The organism is Stenotrophomonas sp. Ps181 (assembly GCF_025697425.1).
GTDB classification, from domain to species: domain Bacteria; phylum Pseudomonadota; class Gammaproteobacteria; order Xanthomonadales; family Xanthomonadaceae; genus Stenotrophomonas; species Stenotrophomonas sepilia.
In genome coordinates this window covers 587482-608322 of sequence record NZ_JAHWBI010000001.1, presented here as the reverse complement: position 1 = coordinate 608322, position 20841 = coordinate 587482, and the positions used below count along the sequence as shown (strand labels likewise).

General features: G+C 64.6%; 23 protein-coding genes, 6 tRNA genes and 1 riboswitch. Of the genes, 10 read left to right on the top strand and 19 right to left on the bottom strand.

Features of this window, described 5'->3' with window-relative positions; translation table 11 throughout:
* The first annotated feature begins 109 nt into the window (after positions 1 to 109).
* Positions 110 to 196 (top strand) — tRNA-Leu (locus KXV01_RS02865).
* A 21-nt stretch (positions 197 to 217) separates the two neighbouring features.
* On the opposite strand, the gene hemN is transcribed toward KXV01_RS02865, so the two are convergent.
* Positions 218 to 1627: an oxygen-independent coproporphyrinogen III oxidase gene (gene hemN / locus KXV01_RS02860; protein WP_049414268.1), complete on the bottom strand. Its 1410-nt coding sequence runs from the start codon at positions 1625 to 1627 to the stop codon at positions 218 to 220.
* A gap of 44 nt (positions 1628 to 1671) precedes the next feature.
* The gene (locus KXV01_RS02855; RefSeq protein WP_049414270.1) at positions 1672 to 2112 is read right to left on the bottom strand and encodes a group III truncated hemoglobin; all 441 of its coding nucleotides are present in this window, start codon (positions 2110 to 2112) and stop codon (positions 1672 to 1674) included.
* Positions 2113 to 2291: 179 nt separating this feature from the next.
* Between KXV01_RS02855 and KXV01_RS02850 the strand changes: the two genes are divergently transcribed.
* Positions 2292 to 2579 carry a hypothetical protein gene (locus tag KXV01_RS02850; protein WP_099488513.1) on the top strand — a complete coding sequence of 96 codons (288 nt, stop codon included), beginning with the start codon at positions 2292 to 2294 and terminating at the stop codon, positions 2577 to 2579.
* A complete protein-coding gene (locus tag KXV01_RS02845) occupies positions 2576 to 3625 on the top strand; it encodes a 4Fe-4S dicluster domain-containing protein (protein WP_099488515.1) in 1050 nt (349 codons plus the stop codon). The genes KXV01_RS02850 and KXV01_RS02845 overlap by 4 nt, the downstream gene beginning before the upstream one ends.
* Before the next feature lie 9 nt (positions 3626 to 3634).
* On the opposite strand, the gene KXV01_RS02840 is transcribed toward KXV01_RS02845, so the two are convergent.
* On the bottom strand, positions 3635 to 3871 hold the full coding sequence (locus KXV01_RS02840; RefSeq protein WP_005416001.1) for a hypothetical protein: 237 nt from the start codon (positions 3869 to 3871) through the stop codon (positions 3635 to 3637).
* 358 nt (positions 3872 to 4229) lie between these two features.
* On the bottom strand, positions 4230 to 4433 hold the full coding sequence (locus KXV01_RS02835; protein WP_014646673.1) for a hypothetical protein: 204 nt from the start codon (positions 4431 to 4433) through the stop codon (positions 4230 to 4232).
* 111 nt (positions 4434 to 4544) lie between these two features.
* On the opposite strand from KXV01_RS02835, the gene KXV01_RS02830 reads away from it, so the two are divergent.
* The gene (locus KXV01_RS02830) at positions 4545 to 4946 is read left to right on the top strand and encodes a helix-turn-helix transcriptional regulator (RefSeq protein ID WP_005415999.1); all 402 of its coding nucleotides are present in this window, start codon (positions 4545 to 4547) and stop codon (positions 4944 to 4946) included.
* Positions 4947 to 4968: 22 nt separating this feature from the next.
* Positions 4969 to 5032: riboswitch (Fluoride riboswitch) on the top strand.
* A gap of 81 nt (positions 5033 to 5113) precedes the next feature.
* Entirely contained in the window at positions 5114 to 5506 is a 393-nt protein-coding gene (gene crcB / locus KXV01_RS02825) for a fluoride efflux transporter CrcB (RefSeq protein WP_049414276.1), read from the top strand.
* 3 nt (positions 5507 to 5509) lie between these two features.
* Here the strand turns inward: crcB and KXV01_RS02820 are convergent, their stop codons facing one another.
* On the bottom strand, positions 5510 to 6343 hold the full coding sequence (locus KXV01_RS02820) for an AraC family transcriptional regulator (RefSeq protein WP_049414277.1): 834 nt from the start codon (positions 6341 to 6343) through the stop codon (positions 5510 to 5512).
* Between the two features lie 186 nt (positions 6344 to 6529).
* Here KXV01_RS02820 and KXV01_RS02815 point away from each other — a divergent pair, with 186 nt between their 5' ends.
* On the top strand, positions 6530 to 7606 hold the full coding sequence (locus KXV01_RS02815; RefSeq protein ID WP_111096520.1) for a hypothetical protein: 1077 nt from the start codon (positions 6530 to 6532) through the stop codon (positions 7604 to 7606).
* Positions 7607 to 7628: 22 nt separating this feature from the next.
* Here the strand turns inward: KXV01_RS02815 and KXV01_RS02810 are convergent, their stop codons facing one another.
* Positions 7629 to 7898, bottom strand: a complete 270-nt coding sequence (locus KXV01_RS02810) for a hypothetical protein (RefSeq protein WP_005415995.1) — start codon at positions 7896 to 7898, stop codon at positions 7629 to 7631.
* Between the two features lie 218 nt (positions 7899 to 8116).
* Complete coding sequence (locus KXV01_RS02805; protein ID WP_111096519.1) at positions 8117 to 9031, bottom strand: ADP-ribosylglycohydrolase family protein; 915 nt, start codon at positions 9029 to 9031, stop codon at positions 8117 to 8119.
* 454 nt (positions 9032 to 9485) lie between these two features.
* On the opposite strand from KXV01_RS02805, the gene KXV01_RS02800 reads away from it, so the two are divergent.
* Entirely contained in the window at positions 9486 to 9632 is a 147-nt protein-coding gene (locus KXV01_RS02800; protein WP_238378423.1) for a hypothetical protein, read from the top strand.
* 347 nt (positions 9633 to 9979) lie between these two features.
* Here KXV01_RS02800 and KXV01_RS02795 read toward each other — a convergent pair whose 3' ends face one another.
* Complete coding sequence (locus KXV01_RS02795) at positions 9980 to 10855, bottom strand: hypothetical protein (RefSeq protein ID WP_258390899.1); 876 nt, start codon at positions 10853 to 10855, stop codon at positions 9980 to 9982.
* Between the two features lie 252 nt (positions 10856 to 11107).
* On the opposite strand from KXV01_RS02795, the gene KXV01_RS02790 reads away from it, so the two are divergent.
* Positions 11108 to 11431, top strand: a complete 324-nt coding sequence (locus tag KXV01_RS02790) for a transposase (protein ID WP_099495013.1) — start codon at positions 11108 to 11110, stop codon at positions 11429 to 11431.
* Between the two features lie 560 nt (positions 11432 to 11991).
* Here KXV01_RS02790 and KXV01_RS02785 read toward each other — a convergent pair.
* From KXV01_RS02785 to KXV01_RS02775, 3 genes are all read right to left on the bottom strand, one after another.
* Positions 11992 to 12065, bottom strand: a tRNA-Cys gene (locus KXV01_RS02785).
* 66 nt (positions 12066 to 12131) lie between these two features.
* Positions 12132 to 12207: transfer RNA gene (locus tag KXV01_RS02780), tRNA-Gly, on the bottom strand.
* 142 nt (positions 12208 to 12349) lie between these two features.
* Positions 12350 to 12425, bottom strand: a tRNA-Gly gene (locus KXV01_RS02775).
* Positions 12426 to 12558: 133 nt separating this feature from the next.
* Between KXV01_RS02775 and KXV01_RS02770 the strand changes: the two genes are divergently transcribed.
* Positions 12559 to 13008: a hypothetical protein gene (locus KXV01_RS02770; RefSeq protein ID WP_049414481.1), complete on the top strand. Its 450-nt coding sequence runs from the start codon at positions 12559 to 12561 to the stop codon at positions 13006 to 13008.
* A gap of 4 nt (positions 13009 to 13012) precedes the next feature.
* Here KXV01_RS02770 and KXV01_RS02765 read toward each other — a convergent pair whose 3' ends face one another.
* The 6 genes from KXV01_RS02765 to KXV01_RS02740 form a co-directional block, all read right to left on the bottom strand.
* Positions 13013 to 13933: an HlyD family efflux transporter periplasmic adaptor subunit gene (locus KXV01_RS02765; RefSeq protein WP_111096517.1), complete on the bottom strand. Its 921-nt coding sequence runs from the start codon at positions 13931 to 13933 to the stop codon at positions 13013 to 13015.
* Entirely contained in the window at positions 13930 to 14658 is a 729-nt protein-coding gene (locus KXV01_RS02760; RefSeq protein ID WP_111096516.1) for an ABC transporter ATP-binding protein, read from the bottom strand. The genes KXV01_RS02765 and KXV01_RS02760 overlap by 4 nt, the downstream gene beginning before the upstream one ends.
* A gap of 10 nt (positions 14659 to 14668) precedes the next feature.
* Positions 14669 to 15808 (bottom strand): ABC transporter permease, encoded by a 1140-nt coding sequence (locus KXV01_RS02755; RefSeq protein ID WP_111096515.1) that lies wholly within the window; start codon positions 15806 to 15808, stop codon positions 14669 to 14671.
* A complete protein-coding gene (locus tag KXV01_RS02750; RefSeq protein WP_111096514.1) occupies positions 15805 to 17268 on the bottom strand; it encodes an efflux transporter outer membrane subunit in 1464 nt (487 codons plus the stop codon). Before KXV01_RS02750 ends, KXV01_RS02755 begins: the two co-directional genes overlap by 4 nt.
* A gap of 360 nt (positions 17269 to 17628) precedes the next feature.
* A tRNA-Gly gene (locus KXV01_RS02745) sits at positions 17629 to 17704 on the bottom strand.
* 115 nt (positions 17705 to 17819) lie between these two features.
* Positions 17820 to 18926 (bottom strand): NAD(P)/FAD-dependent oxidoreductase, encoded by a 1107-nt coding sequence (locus tag KXV01_RS02740; RefSeq protein WP_111096513.1) that lies wholly within the window; start codon positions 18924 to 18926, stop codon positions 17820 to 17822.
* Positions 18927 to 19286: 360 nt separating this feature from the next.
* Here KXV01_RS02740 and KXV01_RS02735 point away from each other — a divergent pair, with 360 nt between their 5' ends.
* Positions 19287 to 19736, top strand: a complete 450-nt coding sequence (locus KXV01_RS02735; protein ID WP_111096512.1) for a hypothetical protein — start codon at positions 19287 to 19289, stop codon at positions 19734 to 19736.
* 149 nt (positions 19737 to 19885) lie between these two features.
* Here KXV01_RS02735 and KXV01_RS02730 read toward each other — a convergent pair.
* Both KXV01_RS02730 and pgsA read right to left on the bottom strand, forming a co-directional pair.
* Positions 19886 to 19961, bottom strand: a tRNA-Gly gene (locus KXV01_RS02730).
* Positions 19962 to 20211: 250 nt separating this feature from the next.
* Positions 20212 to 20838 (bottom strand): CDP-diacylglycerol--glycerol-3-phosphate 3-phosphatidyltransferase, encoded by a 627-nt coding sequence (gene pgsA / locus KXV01_RS02725; RefSeq protein WP_099495020.1) that lies wholly within the window; start codon positions 20836 to 20838, stop codon positions 20212 to 20214.
* Positions 20839 to 20841 lie beyond the last annotated feature (3 nt).

The following is a 20841-nucleotide window of genomic DNA, read 5'->3' as shown; positions in this document are numbered from 1 at the left end:
CGATGCTTTGGACTATGACATGAATGGGAGCGACAGTTAAGCACACCGCCGCTCCACTGCAATCCGGTCGGGATGCCGCAGCTGGGCTACAATCGGCGCCGCGCTGCAGGCCCGGATGGCGAAACTGGTAGACGCATCGGACTTAAAATCCGCCGGGGGCAACCCCATGCCGGTTCGATTCCGGCTCCGGGCACCATCGCACTTTTCACGACGAACGTCAGATCGCACGCGAGTAGCGCGGCTGCTCGCAGGCGGCACGCAGGTACGGGTCGAAGCACATCGCCAGCAGCCGCAGCAACGGCCGTCCAGGCTCGCTGGCGCGCACTACACCGTCACGGTACTCGGCCAGGCCATCTTCCTGCAGCCGCTGCACCGAACGCAGGTCTTCGGCGAAGTACTGCTCGAAATCCACGCCATGGCGCTGGCCCAGCACCGCACCATCCACTTCGCCCTGGCACATCAGCTGCTGGATCAGTTCTGCGCGCAGCTGGTCGTCGGCGCTGAGCGCCACGCCGCGCCACACCGGCAACTGCCCCTGGTCCACGGCATCCTCCCACGAAGGCAGGTCGCGCGGATTCTGGCTGTAGGTGGCACCGATGTGGCTGATCGCACTCACGCCCAGGCCAAGCAGATCGGTATCGGCGTGGGTGGTATAGCCCATGAAATTGCGATGCAGCTGCCCGGCGCGCTGCGCACGTGACAGATCTTCTTCCGGCAATGCGAAGTGATCCATGCCGATGTACTGGTAGCCGGCCGCAGAGAGCTTCTCCACCGCCAGGCCCAGCAGCGCCAGCTTGTCTTCCGGCGAAGGCAAGCGGCGTTCGTCGATCTGCTTCTGTGCGCGGAACAGATGCGGCAGGTGTGCGTAGCCGTACACCGCCAGGCGATCCGGGCGCAATGCCAGCACCCGTCCCAGGGTGCGGCCAAACCCTTCCAGGCTCTGTCCCGGCAGCCCATAGATCAGGTCGACGTTGACCGAACGCATGCCGCTGTCGCGGCATGCCTGCAGGATGTCCAGCGTCTGCTGCACGCCCTGCACGCGGTTGATCGCTTCCTGTACCTGTGGGTCGAAATCCTGCACGCCCAGGCTGGCGCGGTTGAAGCCCAGCCGCGCCAGCATGGCGACATCGCGGGTATCGATGAAGCGCGGGTCGAGTTCGATCGAGAAATCACGCTGCGGCGAATCGCTGAAATCAAAGCGCCGGCGCAGTCCTTCCACCAGCGTGGTCATCGCCTCGGCCTCGAGGAAGTTCGGCGTGCCCCCGCCCAGGTGCAGCTGGATGACCTCACGGCCGTCCTCGAACTGCGGCGCCAGCAGGTCGGCCTCGGCCAGCACGCGCGCGACGTAGCTGTGGCCACGGCCGCGGTCGCGGGTGATCACCCGGTTGCAGCCGCAGTAGAAGCAGGGGCTGGAACAGAACGGCACATGCACGTACAGCGACAGCGCGCGGGCCAGCTGGTTGCTGTCGGCGATTGCCTGGCGCAGTGCCGGCGCATCGAAGCCATCGTGGAAATGAGGCGCGGTAGGATACGAGGTGTAGCGCGGCCCCGGCCGGTCATGCCGGCGCAGCAGGTCGGGGTCGAAGGTCCAGGCAAGACCGCCGGCGGCGGGAGAGAACGTGTCCATGCCGCCAGCATCGCGCCGGGCGGACCCGACCGCCTTGACCCAGATCAATCGCGGGTGGGGATTCCCAGCACCGGCAGGCCGACCTGCGGCCAGCGCAGCATCTGGTAGCGCTTCCAGAAGGTGTCACCGATGCGCGCGGCGACGTCGTTGGCCAGCGCCTGCATGGGCGGGTTGCCGCACTCGGCGGTGGTGATCCGGAACAGCACCAGCCAGCGGTCGAACAGGTCCTTGTCCAACTCGATGGCCATGTGCTTGGACATAGGCGAGCCCTTGAAGCGGCGCGTGCCGCGCAGCATTGCCGACCAGAAATCGACCAGCTGCGCCAGGTGTTCCGGCCAGTCGTGGACGTGTGCCTCGAACACAGGCCCCAACCGCTCTTCCTCGCGCACGCGCGCATAGAAGTCGTGGACCAGGCGGGTTACTTCCTGCTCAGTACACAACCCGGGCGAGGCGACGGGCAGGACAGGCGGGGCTATTGCGTTCATCGGGGCACCCAAAGCTTGCCGGCAGTGTGCCGTAGCCGGCCGGCACCGCCGTTGATCCAGATCAATGTCGGCGCAGTCCGCTGCACCTAGTCTGGCATTCCTGCAGGAAGCATGCCCTGCGGATGCTGCGCCAGCCTCGGCGGAGTATACGCGCCGCCCTCATTCCGATCCGGGACAGCATGAACAGACCCTCTCCCAGCCACCGCCAGCAGCTGATCCACCACTGGGGCGCCATCCTCTGGCCCAGCTTCATCGCTGCAGGCCTGGCCAGCGTGGTGTTCTTCGCCTTTGTCGACCCGCTGCGTCTGCAGGCGATCAGCTTTCCGGGTACGGCGATCAGCCGCGAACTGGGCTATACGGCAGGATTCTTCATGTTCTGGTCGGTGACCGCACTGTCCAGCGCGGTCACCTGGTACCTGCAGCGACCGATGCCAAGCGACGACGACGACGAGCTGCCGCTGGGATGAGTACGCCCTGCACCGGAATCCCACGCCGCTGGCATTGGCGCGGCACGCTCAGCATGCTCTTGCTGGCCCTGTTCTATGCCCTGCCATGGCTGCGCTGGAATGGGCGGCAGGCCCTGCTGCTGGACATCAACGCGCGGCGCTTTGACCTGTTTGGCTGGACATTGTGGCCCGGCGATGTCGGCGTGCTGATCGGGTTGCTGGCGGTGCTGGCGGTGGGCCTGGCGCTGCTCACCCACCTCGCCGGCCGCATCTGGTGCGGCCACGCCTGCCCGCAGACGCTATGGCGCCGCGCCTTCGACTGGATTGCGCGCGCCATGGCCCGGGCCTTGCCAGCACCCGCCGTGCAGCCTGCCACCCAGGTGGCATGGGGGCTGCTGTCGCTGTGGACCGGCATGACGTTCGTCGGCCTGTTCAGCCCGATCGAAGAATTGGTGGCCGCCGCGCCGCATGCCGGCTGGAGCGGCTGGGAAACGTTCTGGGTGCTGTTCTATGCCGCCGCCACCTGGGGCAATGCTGGTTTCCTGCGTGAGCAGGTGTGCCGTTCGCTGTGCCCGTTCGCGCGCCTGCAGCCGCTGCTGACCGATCCGCATACACCACGCATGTTGTACGACGCGCGCCGCGGCGAACCGCGCGGCATGCGTCCGCCGGGGCTGGGGGGCGTGCTCGGACGCGGCCGTGGCCTGCTCGATCCGACCACCGCACAGGACTACGTGTTCCGCGCTGCACATCCGCTGCTGGCCGGACCGATGCCCACCTTCAGCGCCGACCGCCTGGGCGACTGCACCGATTGCGCTGCCTGTGTCAGCGCCTGCCCGATGCAACTGGATATCCGCCAGGGACCTCAGGCCGATTGCCTGGCCTGCGGCGCCTGCCTGGAAGCCTGCTCGCGGCAGCAGCACCAGGCCGGTTTCGGCCCGGGGCTGGTGCGCTACTGCAGTCCGCAGGCCATGGCCGGGCAACCGCGGCAATGGTGGCGACCACGGACCCTGGCACTGCTGTCGATGCTGCTGGCGCTGTTGGCCTGCGGCGCCTGGCGCCTGCTTTGAATCAACGGATCAACGCGGCCCGTTGGCGTGCGGCGGCACCAGCTGCGCACGTCGGACGATGCCCAGCTGCTCGATGATCAGCGCCATTTCATTGGTGACTTCGGTACGCTCGGTCCCCTGCGGGACCAGGCGGTCCAGCACCTGCTGGTAGGTATCCCAGAACGCCGGACCGCATCCGTGTTTGTGATAACTGGCTTCCAGTTCGCGGCGTACCCGTTCAGCCAAGCCATGCATGCCGTATTCCATACGACCTCCGTTGGACTTGTTCTGCATCGTTGACGGTCTACCGACTCACTTGCGAGCTACTGAAAGACTCCCGGGCTTCACGTCCGGTTGATCCCAATTAGTCATAGATTTCACGACAGGTCAATTACATGCCGCGACTTTCGTGATTGAAATTATTAATCGTTCACGAAACCACATACGGGGAGACGGGGTACCCGGATGGGTCGGACCCGACACACTGCCCGATTTCCCCGGCTCCGCTTTGGTAGGCGCCATCGATGGGCCAGCCCCGTTCCATCGAAGTTTCCAATATTGCTAAGCATACTTAGCAAATGCTGTTTAGAGTGCTATATGCGACAAACGGCGGCGCAGTTGAGGCTTATTCGCCCTGCGTAGCCTCAGTTGCCGGGAACAGGTTGGGATAGCGCTGATGCAGGATGTATTGGCGTAACGCAGGAATCGGGAAATCCTTGGGCCATTGCGACACTGCAGATCGGCTTATGCCAAAGAAGCGAGCCAGTTCGGCATCGGTCCGGAAACCCAGCCGGGTGCGCACCTGCCCCTTGCTCCAGAATTCGGTCACGGTCGGTCCCTCTGTTAACCAGACTTATTCTTGGAACAAGGGATCTTTGCGATCCACGCGTTAAGCTGGCTTGCATAGATGAATACTCTCGGCCAACGACTCGCCATTGCCATGAAGAAAGCCGGGCACCCTCGCCCGGCCGATCTGGCCCGCGCCGCCGATTCGACGACGGCAACCATCAGCAACTGGCTCAACGACCATGTCAGCCCCGCCCATGTGAAGGCCGAACAGCTGTTCCGCATCGCCGATGCGGCCAAGCTGGACGCGCGTGAACTGCTGTATGGCGTGAGCGGGCTTGGCGTCGGTGAGCGGGGCAATACCTATATCCCCAGCCAGGCCCATCTGGATGTCTGGCAGGACGCCTACGAACTGGTCAGCCATCTGGTGGAAGAGAAGGGCCTGGAGATCGACCATCGCCGCCACGCGGCCCTGGACCTGCTGGCCTTCGAACTGCTGATGGACGGCTTCAGCCGCAGCAAGGTCATCCGGGTGCTGACGACCTCGATGACGTGAATGCACTACCACTGGTAGCATGGTCGCCGATGGGGATGGGGCTCCCCCGATAACCGCCTGAAAGGGCTGATGGCTCCTGCCAGGACGAACCGGCGTTCGTCGATGGCAGGCCGTGCCTGCCCTCGGCGTTCGCCATCGAATCAGCGAACCCGTACCCGAGGCACGTGATGCACGCATTGAACAACTACTTGCTGGTCTTCATCGGCGGCGGGCTCGGCGCCTGCCTTCGCCATGCCTGCAACCTGATCGGTGCGCGGGTATCAGTCGGCAGCCCGTGGCCATGGTCGACCTTCCTGATCAACATCAGCGGCGCGCTGCTGATGGGCGTGCTGGTCGAAGCCTTCGCCCTGCGCAATGGCGCCTCGCCGCAGCTGCGCCTGCTGCTGGCCACCGGCGTTCTCGGTGGCTACACCACGTTCTCCACCTATGCGCTGGAAATCGGTGTGCTGCTGCAGCGCGGCCAGCACGGCCTGGCAGCGTTGTACGCCGGCGGTTCGGTGGCACTAGGCCTGGTCGGCCTGTTCGGTGGCATGAAACTGGCCCGGCTGCTGCTGGGCTGAGGTTCAGGCCGCGCCGGCGCGGGCCTGCCCACGCCACTCGCGCGGCGACTGCCCGGTGTGCGCCTTGAATGCGCGCGACAGCGCGGCTTCGCTGCCGTACCCCACATCGTCGGCAATCCGCTTGAGCGGTCTGCCCTGGCGCAGTGCCTGCTGCGCCAGGCCCACCCGCCAGCCCTGCAGGTATTGACCGGGCGTGGTCCCCATCGCCTCACGGAAACTGGCAGCAAACACGCTGCGTGACATGCCGGCCACCTCGGCCAGGTCTTCCAGAGTCCAGGACTGTGCGGGCGCTTCATGCATCGCCACCAGCGCCAGCCGCAGCCGCGGATGACCCAGCCCGGCAAACAGGCCACCACGCATTTCACCCCCTTCCATCAGCTGGCGCAGCACCTGGATCATCACCACCTCGAACAGCCGGTTGACCATCGCCGCACGCCCGCAGCGCTGCTCGAAGGCTTCCTCGAACAGCAGCTCCAGCGCTGCGTTGCCGCCGTACAGATCGGCCAGCGGCAGGCAGATGAAATCGGGCAACGCCGCGCTGATCGGGTTGAGCCGCCCGCCCTCGAAATGCAGGTTGGCGCAGGCCATGTCGGCGCCGTGCTGCGGATCGGTGCTGAACCGATGCGGCATCGGGCGCGGGTACAGCAGCAGGCTCGGCACCTCGACCTGGACGGTCTGCTGGCCATGGCTGACCTGCAGCGGGCCACGTCGCACCAGGTGCAGCTGCCCGGCGTCATCCTCGCCCGCCAGCGAGTTGATGCCGCACAGCGCGCCGGCATGGAACACCGAGGCGGTGACCGCAAAGCGTTCAAGCAGAATGGCGAGCCGGTCGACCATGACGGGACCCTGGGTAAAGTAGAAAGAGATCAAGGCTACACATCGTATCGGAATCCTCACGTATCGGACGTGATCGACTCGGGCAGCGGCCCCCCTCCCCCCAGCCCGTCCTTCCTGCGGCAGTGCAGCGCGCGCAGGCTGCTGGCGGGGCCTAAGCTGACGCCATTCCCGGATGGAATGCCCGTGATGTGTCGCTTGCTACGATGTGCCCTCACCCTCACCCTGCTATTCCCAGCGACACAGGTGATGGCCGCACCCGCTGCATCACCGCGCACGTTCAGTGGCGAACTGCAGAGGGCCCCGTGGCGCCTGGACGTTCCGGCTGACTGGAACGGTGACCTGGTGATGCTGGCGCACGGCTACGAGCCGGTAGGCGTGCCACGTGCTACGCCGATGGCCGCCAATGACGGCACCGCGCCACTGCTGGCTGCAGGCTACGCCGTCGCGCAGAGCGCCTATGCCAGCCAGGGCTGGGCGGTGGCCGATGCGATCACCGACATGGAACGCCTGCGCCGGCATGCAGTGGCTGAACTCAAGCATGTGCGCCATGTCTGGATGCTGGGATTTTCGATGGGCGGCGCCGTGACCCTCGCCAGCCTCGAGCGGTTCCCGCAACACTACGCCGGTGGTGTGTCGCTATGCGGCGCCAATCTCAGTGGCGAACAGATCGCGAGTGATCTGCTGACCACGCTGGTCGCTTTCGATTACTTCTTTGCCGGGGCCGAAGGCCTGCCGGGTGCGGGACTGCTCTCACGCGAAGCGGCGGCGCTGCCACAGGGCGAACTGTACCAAGGCATCTCCAATGCGCTGCAACGCAGCCCGTCACATGCCGCGTTGCTGGCACAGCGGCTGCAGGTGTCCGCTGATGCACTGGCCGGCACGATCAGCCTGCATGCACTGGTCCTGCACGAGCTGGCCACGCGCAGTGGCGGCATGCCGGTGGGCAACAGAGGTGTGGCTTACAGCGGCTTCGGTGACGACATGGCGTTCAATGCCGGCGTGCAACGTGTCGATGCCGTGCCTGCCGCGCAGGCCGCTGTCCGCAGGGAGCTGGCATTGAGCGGTGCGTTGAGGCGACCGCTGGTGATCCAGTTCAACAACAACGACCCGGCGATCGTGCCGCGCATGCAAACGGTGTATCCGCGGACGGCCGCACGGGCTGGCGCCCGTCCGCTGCCACAGGTGCTGCCGCCCGTTGGCGAAGGCCATTGTGGCTTCTCCGGCGCGCAGATCATCGAGGCGTTGAAGGCCGCGCAGCGTTGAGCAATCGCGGCCCGCGCGCAGCTCAGCCGCCCAGCGTGCCCATCGTGAACGTATAGCCCGAGCTCATCAGGAATTCGCGCATGCGCATTTCCGCGCGCCGTGGTGAGGCCAGGTTGGCCGGCGCATACAGGGCATACACCAGGCCCGACCCTTCGATATGCTCGCGGCGCACCCCGCAGCGGGCGGTTTCCGAGGCGATGACCCATCCGTCCTTAAGCCGATCCGGGCCAATGGATTGCCCGTTCTTCAAGCGGAAGGTCAACCAGCGCACATCTGCCGTGACTTTGCTCATTTCCGTTTCGCTCCGTGGCTGGAGCGAAGCGTGATGTCCTTGCTCGCCATTGCGGCTCCCTGAGACGTGGAACTCGACCATAGCGCCTTTCCATGTCGTGGCCGGCTGAGACTGGCGACCGGGGCGTGGCGAACTGCTGCAGGTGATGCAGCGCGGCCTCGGAACTGGCGACGGCAGAGAGCGCCCTGCCGGCGCAGTTCACAGGAACTGAATCCGCCTTATGCGGTGCGGGCGATGCTTTGGTTCAGGGCGTGCAGCGCATCGGCCAGCGCCTGGATTTCGGCACGCAGGGCCAGCCGCTGCAACCACCGCCCGGGGATTCCGCGCGCACCATGGAATGCGCCCGCCAGCTGCCCCGCGATGGCGGCCGTGGTGTCGGCGTCCTCGCCAAGATTGGCCGCCTCGAGTACGACGGCTTCAAAGGTGTCGTGGCGATCAAAGCACCAGAGTGCAGCTTCCAGACTGTCGACAACATAGCCATTGCCACGGATCTGCTCACGCGCGGCACCGCGGTAGCCGCCCGCCGCGATCTGCTGCAGCCGCGCGCTCTCGACGGGGACATTGCTGAGATCCAGCACCGCGTCACGGGTGCCACCTGCCAACGCCCGCTCCAGCGCGACCGCCAGCAAGCGGCACGCCTCCAGGCACTCCTGCGCAGCGTGCGTCGTTCGCGAACTCAGCGCGGCCATGGCCTGCAGGTCGGTGGTCCCGGCGTAGCGCAATGCCACCGGCGCCAAACGCATGATCGAGCCATTGCCAGCGCTGCGCGGGTCGTCACTACCCGCCAGCGGATGGCCATCCTGCAGGAACCGGTCGATCGCAGCCCGCGTTGCCATACCGATATCGAAGCACTCGCCGGTCGCACTCCAGTACCCATGCCGGTACCAGTTGGCGTAGCGGTTCATCTGATCGTGCACATCGAAGGTGTCACAACGCACCAGGCTCTCGGCCAGGCACATCGCCATGGAGGTATCGTCGGTCCATTGCCCAGGCTGCAGCTGGAACGGCCCACCACCCACCATGTCGGTGATCGGGGTGAAGCTGCCACGAGGCTTGAACTCCAGCGTGGTACCAACGGCATCGCCGCACGCGAGGCCGAGCAAGGCGCCGTGGAAGTGATCAATCTGGTTCATCGGACCAGTGTAGCGCCACCGCATCCGCCATGAGTGACTGCCAGGCCGCGCAACGATCGCGCGAGCGGGGAATCGATCGCAGCCAAACAAAAAGCCCTGACCGGAGTCAGGGCTTTTCAATTGGAGGCCTCAAGCGGAATCGAACCGCTGTAAACGGATTTGCAATCCGAGAACAGTTCTTAATTTTCAATTACTTGACATTGAGCGACACCCAATCTGTCTCCCGATTTCATCGCGTATCAGTCGAATCCAACGATAGTAGATAACGAAAATTTGGGGATTCGAAACCAACTTGCCAGCTGTTGATCGCTTCCATCCAAGGCCTCGCCTCCACTGCTGCCCGACGGCAAGCTGGGCACCTTCACCATCATCACCGGCGACAGCAGCAGCGTCTCAGCCGACATCCACGACCGCACGCCCGTCTGGCTGCAGGCCAGCCAAGATCGATGAGTGGATGGCAGCCAGCCCCGCCGACGCCTTGGCGGTGCTGCTGACCCGCGAGCCGCCGGCGAGGGAGGCTTACCGGGCCAGTCGCGCGCTGAACACCCCGCAGAACAACCGCAAGGACCTGCTGGTGCAACTCGAGCGACGCAGGGCGTAGCCCGACTCAACTCTTTCGCACGGCGCGGCTCAAGCGCTACGTTTGAGCTGCCTACTGCCTACCGCTTCGAAGTTGATCGACCTTATACGATGCGAATCGCGCTTTAGAAGCGCGGACTTCGAAATGCTACCATCCAGACGTCACTTCATAGGGATGTAAAGCATGGGTGGTTTCAGCATCTGGCATTGGATCATCCTACTGGCGGTCATCCTGATTCCAGTAGGCATCATTGCGGTAGTGCTCAGCATCCTGCGTCGCCGCAAGAAGTGAGCCGTCATTCACGAGCACAAATAGGGAGGGGCCGCGACTGCGACCCCTCCTTCTGTAGATGGTGATCTACCACTCCATCAACGGATCATGTATTCAACAGCGCAAACCTTAGCGACGCCGGCGCCGCTACAGGTAATCGCTTTGACAGTACCCGTTGAAGACGGACCAGACGCTGACATGGTTGCACCGAGGCCTTGGAGATGGGTGACCATACGCGCGAGATTCTCGCCGCCGTAATCGGTCCAAGTACCATTGACCTGCTGAATATCGGTCGGAATCAACTGCCCTGCAGCGGTTCGCTCACTACCGACTTCGGACTGTCCGTTCTGATGTTCGAGGTTAACGATAACAACAACCGAGGAGCCGTCCTTAAACACGACCTTCATAATGATGCGCGCCTGGTCGCGCAGACCTGTGTAGTTCGTAACGTGCTGGAGCAGGTCGGCCATTGCCGTGAAAACGTCGGTTCCGACTACTTTGGAAATAACATCCGTGCTCCCCGTCGCAGTTTCGACCATTGCACGGAGGTTGTAGTCCGATACGTACTCGTAGGCCGTCATCCCACTCGCGCTCGGATTGAGGCCAAGGGTCGCTATAGGCACGATGAACGTGGGGCGCAGTGTGCCACCACCAACGACCTGCACGCGATGAGCGCGATTCACCTCTTCAACTGCGCCCGCCGGTGGCGTCTGCCGCATAACCACAGGTCCGGCGGATCTCGGCTCAATACCGCCACCGCCACCAGAGCTTGTACCAACGTAGTACTGCTGAATCTGATTGTCAGTGACATTGAATATCAGGTGAGTCCCGGGCCCCAGGCGAACGGCCTCAGCGCGATAGTCACCATCAATTCGACAGGTTTCGCATCGTACAGCGGCAGCATTCACATCGGCGACAAGGACGCCAACCCCAACGAATCCAAGCATCCCAGCAAGAGCGTACTTCAACAGCATTGTCTCTCTCCATGTTAGACCAATCAGCTATCGAGGCTTCGGTCTCTCGAAAGCCCAATCGATACTATCCGAATCGCGCCGAAAGAAAGAATGGCCGCTAATCCCGCCGCTATCGCGAGGGCGCCATGGCCACAGCCAATTCCGGGTGCTGAGATCAACCGTGTTGCGGCGTGACCCACCCCGAAAAACCGGGCCAGCGTAAAGTAGAGACTTCGCCCCGCATGGGCCCCTTGGATCACGGGGAATCAGGCGATGAAGAAATCCTGTTTTACCGAGGAGCAGATTGCCTACGCGCTCAAGCAGGTCGAGCTCGGGGTGGCGGTCGGTGAGGTGTGCCGCAAGCTGGGCATTGCGGAGGCGACGTTCTACGTGTGGCGCAGGAAGTGCGGCGGGTTGGGTCCGCCCGAACTCAAGCGGCCGCGGTTGCTGGAGGAGGAAAACAGCAAGCTCAAGCAGTTCGTGGCCAGCCTCAGCCTAAACAAAGCACGCTGCAGGATGTGGTCACAAAAAAGCTCTGAGGCCTGCCCAGAAGCGTGCCTGAGTGGAGCTGCTGCAGGAGCGATTTGGCAGCAGTGAGCGGCGTGCGCTGCAGATCGTGTCGATGTCGCGCTCGGCATTTTCCTACACGCCCAAGGCGCGAGACGGTAGTGCTATCCGTCGGCGGTGCATGAGATTACTCAGACGCGGATTCACTAGGGCTGTGAGCGCGTGCACGTGATACTGCGCCGGGAGGGTTGGCGGGATAACCACAAGCGTGTGCATCGCGTCTACAAGGAAGAAGGCCTGTCTTTACGGCACTGCCGGCCGCGCCGCAGCCGGAGCAGTCGTCGCCACTTACCTCGGCCGGCGCACCGATAGCATCCGACGGCGCGCTACCGTCATGGAACCAAGCGCCAGACCGGGCGGGGCAGCAGCAGCCGCGCCAGCTTGATCGTGCACTACCAGTAGTCACACCGGCGTCGCTTGGTTGCCATCCCCTCTCAAACTCACGTAAACGCACTTGGCACGTTGTCAGCGCAAGCTTGCCACCTGAAAACGGGTGGAAGGCCAATGATATCCAGGCGCAAATCAAGGAATTCTGGCTGCGCCGCCGAACGCCAGGCAAAGAAAAAGCCCTGATAAATCAGGGCTTTATTTGGAGGCCTCAAGCGGAATCGAACCGCTGTAAACGGATTTGCAATCCGGTGCATAGCCACTCTGCCATGAGGCCAACGTACTGCGCGCCAGGAACGTAGCCCTGACAAGACAAAACCCCAAGATGGGGCCTGTCGGAACATGGAGCGGGAAACGAGACTCGAACTCGCGACCTCAACCTTGGCAAGGTTGCGCTCTACCAACTGAGCTATTCCCGCGTAAGCCGACATGCTACCGGAAATCCGGAAAACACACCAGCGATTTCACCTTTCTGACTGCGCGTAAAGGCTTGTGGCCCAACGCGCCCCGCCTTGCCGTGGCGGGAGAAAAACAAGGCCCCTACCGGGGCCCTGTAGAATCTGGAGCGGGAAACGAGACTCGAACTCGCGACCTCAACCTTGGCAAGGTTGCGCTCTACCAACTGAGCTATTCCCGCAGATTCCGTTCGACCTGCGTCGAAGGAGCGCTATTGTGTCCAAATTCCTTCACGCCGTCAACAGTCTTCACATCATGCGGTCACCGGCGTCCGCACTGGGTTACGCTGCCCTGCCCAAGCACGGACACCGCCGATGCCGAGACGCTACGTCCGCCTGTTCTGGTTGCTGGTCGCGCTGACCTGGTTGGCGCTGATCACCGCACTGGTCAATGCTGGCTTCACTCCGGACTACTGGCTGCTGCATCGCCTGGAAGGCGCCCAGCTGCCCTATCCGACCAGCACCGTCATCGTGTTCGCATTGCTGGGCACGGTTGAACTGGTGGTGGCGGCGCTGATCGTGCGCCCGTGGAAACTCAAACGCCTGTGGCTGCGCCTGCTGATCGCCTTCGCCCTGCTGCTGGTGTGGTCGATACCGTGGATGCTGTCGGCGATGCACCAGCCGCCGGTACAAGGCATGCACCTGCTGTGGTTGCTGCTGCTGGACGTGGGCCTGCTGCTGGCGCTGTGCGGGGTGTCGGCGGTGAGCGCATGGCGGGCGCTCTGGCGGCGTGGGTCACCACAGACTCCCCCGCCGCAGCGCTAGAGGCTTACTTCCGGAACTCCACCCGCACATGCTGGCCGAAGCGTGCCTTGGCCTCGCCGTCAAACTCCAGCACGCACTCCACCACCTTGGCCACGCCGCGCCCTGCGTCTTCAGGCAGGCGTGCCTGCGCGAACACCGGGCTGATGCGTACCACGCGTGCGGGCGGCAGCGTGCCCGTGTTCTCCGCACCATCACTGTCCGGCACGACAGCAGCCTTCATGCCCACCTGCACGGCATCGGCGTAGGCGGCGCTGAGTTCGGCGCGCACCTGCAGCGGGCGCGCCGGCAACAACGAGATCGCCGGCTTGCCGGCCTGCACGAAGGCGCCGACGCCCGGCACCTGGCCGACCACGGTGCCGGCTTCCGGCGCGCTCAACGACATCTGCTGCAGTCTCAGCTTCGCGTGCTCCAGCTTGTGCTGCGCCATGTCGACCTGCGCACCGGCCACGTCGACATCGGCACGCACACCGGCCAGCTGCTGTTTGGCCGCATCGGCCTGCTGGTTCGAGGACACACCTTCGCTGGCGCCCGTGGACAGGCGGGTGGCGTTGCGCTCCAGTTCGCGCAGCTGCGCCTGGCTGCCCTTCAGGCGGTCATTGGCCAAGGCCAGATCGGCGGTGGCCATCGCCACCTCCTGCTGCAGCAGGGCACCATCCAGCGACAGCAGCAGCTGCCCCTTCTTCACCGTGGCGCCTTCCTTCACCGGCGCTGCAGTGATCGAGCCATCCATCGGCGGTGCCAGTGCGATCAAGCCACCTTCGATGTCAATGATGCCCCGTGCCACGGCGACCTTGCCGGCGGCGGCAGTACCCGCCTTGCCTGAGGGTGCCGATGCGACGGTGGGCGCTTCCCTGGAACAGGCGCCGAGCAGCAGTACCGCGGACAGGGCCAGGCTGAGGGGAAGCAGATGCGACGTCTTGGTCATGGGGCGGACTCTACGGTTTCGTTCTGGCGGCGGTCATCACGGACCATGCCGTCTTCCATGGCGATCACCCGATCGGCATGCCGGATCAGGCGCGGATCGTGGCTCACGCACAGCACGGTGGCGCCATGCGCACGTGCGTAGCGATGCAGGATGTCGATCACGCGCTGGCCGTTCTCGGCATCCAGCGCGCTGGTGGGTTCGTCTGCGAAGATCAGGGTCGGCGACTTGGCAAACGCGCGGGCAACCGCCACGCGCTGTTTCTCGCCACCGGACAGCTGCGCCGGGCGCATGTGGCTTCGATGGCCGAGGCCGACTTCTTCCAGCGCCTTGCGGGCCAGCGGCTCGCTTTCGCGATTGCGCATGCCGCGGTAGCCCAGTGGCAGCTGCACCTGCTCCAGCGCGGTCAGTGCCGGGAACAGGTTGAAGCCCTGGAACACGAAGCCGACATGGTGCAGGCGGAAACGCTCCACTTCACTGCGGGTCATGTGGCCCACGTCCTGGCCCAGCGCGTGCACGCGACCGCCATCGGGTGCGGACAGGCCGGACAGCAGCGACAGCAGCGTGCTCTTGCCGCAGCCGGACGGGCCGGATACCAGGGTCAGCTCGCCGGGATAGATGTCCAGCGACAGGCCACGCAGCACCGGCACCTGCACATCACCGGACATGAAGCCTTTTTCCAATGCTTCGGCCTGCAGGGTCGGGGCGATGGCGCGTGTGGAAGTCATCGGCCGGTCCTCAACGCAGCAGCAACGATGGATCGGAGCGGACGACACTGCGCACCGCCATGATGCTGGAGAGCATGGCCATCATCGCGACCAGCGCCACGCAGCCGAGGATCACCATCGGCGTCAGCTGCACCGGCACGCGCTGGGTCTGCGCGATCAACAGCACCACCGTGCTGAACGCCGCCGCCAGCAGCATGCCCACGCCACCGATCAGCAATGCCTGCTCGAACACCACCCGTGCCAGCGCATAGCGGCCTGCACCGAGTGCATTGAGCGTGGCGTACTCGCGTACCGAGCCGGCCACCACCGAGGCGAACGACTGGTTGGTGATCACCGCACCGACGAAGCAGACGATGACGGCCATGAACAACACGGCGATACCTGCGCCGGTATCGAACAGCCAATACTGCTGCGAACGGCTGGCGAACGCCGGCGCGGTCCAGAACTCGACCGGTGTGGCCTGGCCCATCGACGCGGCCAGGCGGTCACGCACGCGGTCGGCCAGTTGCGGCGAGCGCAGGCCCGCCACGAAATAGGTGCTTCCCTCGTGTGGGTCGGTGCCGGCGATGGCGCGCGCGGTGTCCAGCGAGGCCAGTACATTGACACCGCCAAGGCCCCGCAGGCCCGGTTGTGCAGCGACCACGCGCACCGCCTTGCCATTGATCCAGGCACGGTTGTTCTGCAGGTCCACGCCCAGCGTATCCAGATCGGCGCTGTCGACGATCACCGCACCCGGCTCGCGCAGCTGCGCGCGCAGGTTGGCAGGGAGGATGCGCGCGAACATCATCGCATCGTCCCGGGTGGAGATACCGGACAGGTACACCGACACATTGCCGGTGCCCTGCGCGCCGGATCGCCATTCGCCATCGACCCACTCGTAGGGCTCGACGCGGGTGACATCCGGGTCCATGCGCAGATGGCTTTCTACATCCGCGCTGATTGCATGGCCGTAATTCACACTCTGGGTGCCGGGGAAACCAGCCCAGATATCAGCCGAGGACGCTTTCACATAGATCGCAGCGGTACCGAAGATGCCCAGCACCAGTGCGGCCTGCACGATCAACAGCACACCGGCAAAACACATCGCCAGCACCACCGGCAGGAACCGGCGCCACTCATAGGCCAGGGTCTTGCGGGCGAGTGCGATCATTGTGGTTCGCCCTCACCCTCGGCAGGCAGCGGGGCGCCGCCGAGGGCGCGGTACAGCGACGCAAAGGCCAGCACGCGCGCGCCCTGCGCAGCGATCAGGTCGGCCTGCGAGGCGAGTGCGGCGCGTTGCGTGTCGAGTCCGTCGAACTCGCTGGACAGACCCAGCTGCAGCTGCCGCGCCTGGCGCTTGACCTGCTGCCCGGCGGCATCGTTGGCCGCGCGCAGCGACTGGATGCTGCTGTCCTGCCGCGCCAGGCTGCCCAGCGCGCCTTCCACTTCGCTCACGCCTTCCAGCACCGCCTTGCGGTAACCCAGCAAGGCGGCGTCCAGCTGCTTTTCATCGGCATGGAAGCGCGCGCGACGCTGGCCCCAGTCCCACAGCGGAATATCGATGTACGGGCCGATCGACGGGCTCGAATCGGAATTGGAGCGGGCGTTCTGGGTGAGGTTGTACGCGTACAGGATGGAGCCGCCAAGGCTGACCCGCGGATACATCGCTGCGCGCGCCGAACCCTTGCTGGCCGCTGCCTGCATCACCTCTGATTCGGCCAGCAGGATCTGCGGGCGGTGGCGCAGCAGATCCGCAGGGACCTGCTGCAGTGAGAATGCACCGAGCTTCGGCGGCGCGCGGTATGCGCGCCAGGCGGGATCCGGCCCGTCACGCCCCAGCAGCAGCGCCAGCGCGCGGGCCGCGTTGTCCGCATTTTCGAGGGCCTGCGCCGTCGCTGCTCGGGTCGCCGCCTGGCGCGCACGCAGGCGTTCCAGCTCGCCCGGCTCATCCAGGCGCAGCCGCTGGCGGACCAGCGCCAGCTGTTCGCCGCGGTCGTCCACGGCCTGTTGTCGGGCCAGCAGATCCTGCTGGGCCTGGGCCACGGTCAGGTCCAGATAACTGCGCACTACGTCGGCGATCACCGCCACCTGTGCGGCATTGCGCAGCGCCTCGGCATTGCCGGCGGAGGCCTGCGCGCTCAACTGCGCGCTCTCGGCGGCACCGAACAGGCCCAGGTCCCAGATCGCTTCGATACCGGCATGGAAATAAGTGTCGACCGCGGCGGCGTCCTGTACCTGCTTGGCGCTGGCGGTGATTTCCGGCAGAAAGCGCGCGTTGGAGGCGCCGGCGACGATGCGCACCGCCTGCAGGCGCAACGTGGCCTGCTGCAGATCAAGGTTGCCGGCGATGGCCTGGTCGACCAGGCCGTCCAGCGCCGGGTCGGCCAGCACCTTCCACCACTGCCTGGCATCCACCGCTACGCCCTGGCCCTGCGGCACCTGGGTCCAGGTGCTCGGTGTGCGATCAGGCAGGTCCGGAGCCGGCACCGACATGCAACCTGCCAGCGCCAGGCTGGTCAGCAGCGCGCCCGGGCGCAGCACTGCCTGCAGGGAGAGTCCGCGCCCGGTCCTGGGCACTGCCACTGAAGTGATACGCCTGACCACCAGCCCGCCAACGTGTAGAAGGAGCATGAAGGCTACCGTGCGATTGTGGAGCGAACATGGAGAATTGGTCCGAAAACGGTCACCACACGCGTGCGGTTCAGGCAACGCCGACCCAGTCTTTCACTGCGCTTTCAACGCGTTCCCGGGACAGAACACTGGATGCTTTTCACGGCGCATTGCACATTGGGACGTCTCCCCGGCTCGACGTGCCACACGCGTGAACATCCTCGCCGCTGGCAGCCAATCGCTTCGATCACGGCGGTGGCTGTCGGTGCATCGTGGTCGCGCTGACCACTCCGCGGGCCTCGGACGCTCGCTGGCGACCCATGGGCGCATCCGGTCCGACAAACGAAAAACGCCCCCTTCCGGGAGCGTTTTTCTTGAATCTGGAGCGGGAAACGAGACTCGAACTCGCGACCTCAACCTTGGCAAGGTTGCGCTCTACCAACTGAGCTATTCCCGCAGATTTCGTTCGACCTGCGTCGAAGGAGCGCTATTGTGTCGATATCGCTGCACGGCGTCAACAGGAATTTTCGCCTGCATTGTGGGGAGGCGTTCAGGCCCCCAGGACCGATACCTCAGGTTCGCAGGCCACGGCGGTGGAAGTAGACCTGCTCGGCGATGCGCCGCGTGGCCGCCGTGTGCAGCAGTGCGTTGAGCGGCCAGTCGGCCTGCAGATGGTCCATCGCCCAGCGCAGCAGGCGCTTGCCATGGAATGCCGGCGCCACCTGTCGCGCCACCCGTTCCGCTTCCGGCCCTTGCCCACGCAGATGGCGGGCAATCGCCTCGCCGACCGCCCAGCCGTGCCGCCACGAAGAGTGGATGCCCCCGGCGGACAGCGGCGAGACGATGCCTGCCGCGTCGCCGGTCAGGATCACGCGTTGGCCGGTGAACGGCCCATCCGGCCGGCCGCACGGGACCAAGCCGGCGCGGGTGGCCGAGGGACGCGCCGAAGGCGGAATGCCGACCACATCGCGCACGTGGTCGAGGAAGCCATCGATATCCGGCGGCCGTACCTGTTGCGGGTCATGACGCAGCGCCAATCCCACCTGCAGCCCGGTCGGATTCTGCGCGACCCAGCCGATGTAGCCCGGTGCGTAGCGCTTGCTGACGAAGCAATGCAGTGCATCGCCCTGCGACACCTGCAGGCCGGCGAACTCACGCTCGACGCCGTAGAGGTTGTCACGCACCTGGCCAAGCCCGGTGCGTTGTGCCACGCGTGAGCGTGCGCCGTCAGCGCCGACCAGATAGGCGCACCGCCCTGCCCCTTCGACCTGCCAGCCGTCACCGCAGCGACGAGCGTCGGTGAAGGACTGCTGCAGGCGCAGGTCCACGCCATTCGCGCGCAGTTCGCTGGCCAGCCAGCGCATCAGGTTCGGCGTATCGGTGGTGAGGAAGTAATAGCCCGGCGCGGCCAGCAACACGCTGCGCAGGTTCGGCGTATACAGGCGCACGTTGGCAACGCGCTGCACGAGGTGCTCGGGCATGCGCCCCAGCCAGGTCTGCTCCATCGCCTCTTTCACCACGATGCCGGTGGTGTGCAGGCGCTCGCCGGGGTCGGCCTTGCGTTCCAGCACGCAGACGCGCAGACCGTACTGCGCGGCGGCCAAGGCGCAGGCGGCACCAGCGAAACTGGCGCCGACGATGACCACATCGTGGTCGTAGGCGGAAGGAGTTTGGGGCATTTCGGCATCGCCGTGGAGAGTCGGAGATGCAGCTTCGCTAGCGCGGATGGTAGGGCGATGGGGTGTGGGTGAAGTGCGGATGAAGCCATCTCCTCCGATCAGCCAGCAATTCAGAAAACTTGTATGGACTGAGTCAGGACGACCGTCGATATTTCACGGCCAGTGAACCACCAAGCCAGTCTTGGGCATTGCCAATCAAACCGGTACCCGTCACATGAGAACGGCAAGCTGCAGGTGAGCATTTGCAGAAGCGAACGTTGTCAATCGGCCGGCGGGGAACTGAGCACTCCACGCAACGTCTTCTCCCAATGGACATCGGGGACGAGCGACCAGCCCGGATCAGAATATTCGAGAACGCACATGGATCACTTTGACCATCTTGGTTACTACTACGGCGAAGAAGAAATCCAGCACCTTCTGATGGAGCTAGGCATAGTCGATGTTCCCGTGTTGGAATCCGAATGGACGGATGCCTACCTGTCGAATGAGTCACTAGGTATCGAGCTGACCCTCTCGGATTCTGAGTCTTTGGTCTCCCCTGCCCGCGACTATCCGACCAATGCGCTGGTGTTATCCAACTTCCGCTACTACGGACGGCAGATTGGGGACTTTTCCATTTACCAAGGTGCCTTGCCCCGCGACCTCACGTTCGGCCAAGGCAGGGACGAAATCCTGTCAATGTTTGGCGAACCAGAATGGAAGAACCCGGAAAACAGCCGCATGCGCTGGATATGCGGCAACTATCGAATCCATATGACATTCGACAAGCACGGAAAACTGGCGATCGTCTCCGGAGGGTTGCCGTTCTAGGCCCTCTTCCTGCAATGCACCTAGCCTCGCAAGCAGATGGTGATGCCCACCACATCAGGCCACTCCCAGACTCTGCTCGAAATCACCTCGGGGCACGTTGACGGCCCATAACGAAAAACGCCCCCTTGCGGGAGCGTTCTTCTTGAATCTGGAGCGGGAAACGAGACTCGAACTCGCGACCTCAACCTTGGCAAGGTTGCGCTCTACCAACTGAGCTATTCCCGCTTGGGAGGCGAAATTTTACCTGTTCCAAGGATGGCGTCAAGCGCTTTTTCTCAGGGTCTGCGAGGCACCTTGCATTGCGTATCCACGCATGGCGTGGATCTACCACGGCATCCCCGCAAACTGATGGATCCGCACCATCCGTGGACGCAGCATTTCCAGTAGATCCACGCCATGCGTGGATAGCGCATCGATGGGGTCAGAGCCCTTTCCTTCGGAAAGGGATCCGACCCCGGGGCTCACACCCCGGGGCTCAGTTGCCCAGCTTCTTCTGCCGCGCACGCTCGCGCGCCGCGCGCTCGTCATCGCGCAGGCTCGGCCAGGCGGCGTGCAGGTACTGCAGGCCCGACCACAGGGTCAGCACGGCGGCAATGGCCAGGGTCCAGTCGCCGATGCGGAACACCGGCCAGCCCATCCAGATGTCTTCCACCGGCACGTTCGGGGCCACCGAATACAGCAGGCACAGCAGCGCGACCATCTGCGCGGTGGTCTTGACCTTGCCGATCATCGCCACGCGCACCTTGGCGCGCTGGCCCAGCTCGGCCATCCATTCGCGCAGCGCCGACACTGCGATCTCGCGGCCGACGATCACCGCCGCCCAGAACGCCATCCACGGCGTCGGATGGCCCTGCACGATCAGGAACAGCGCCACTGCCACCATCAGCTTGTCCGCGACCGGATCGAGGAACGCGCCGAAGGCCGACTCCAGCTGGTAACGGCGTGCAATCCAGCCATCGAGCCAGTCGGTGATCGCGGCCAGGCCGAAGATCGCCGCCGAAGCGAAGTTGGTCCAGGTGTAGGGCAGGTAGAACACCAGCACCAGCACCGGGATCATCACGATCCGCAACAACGTCAGCCAGGTGGGCAGGGTCAACTTCATGCT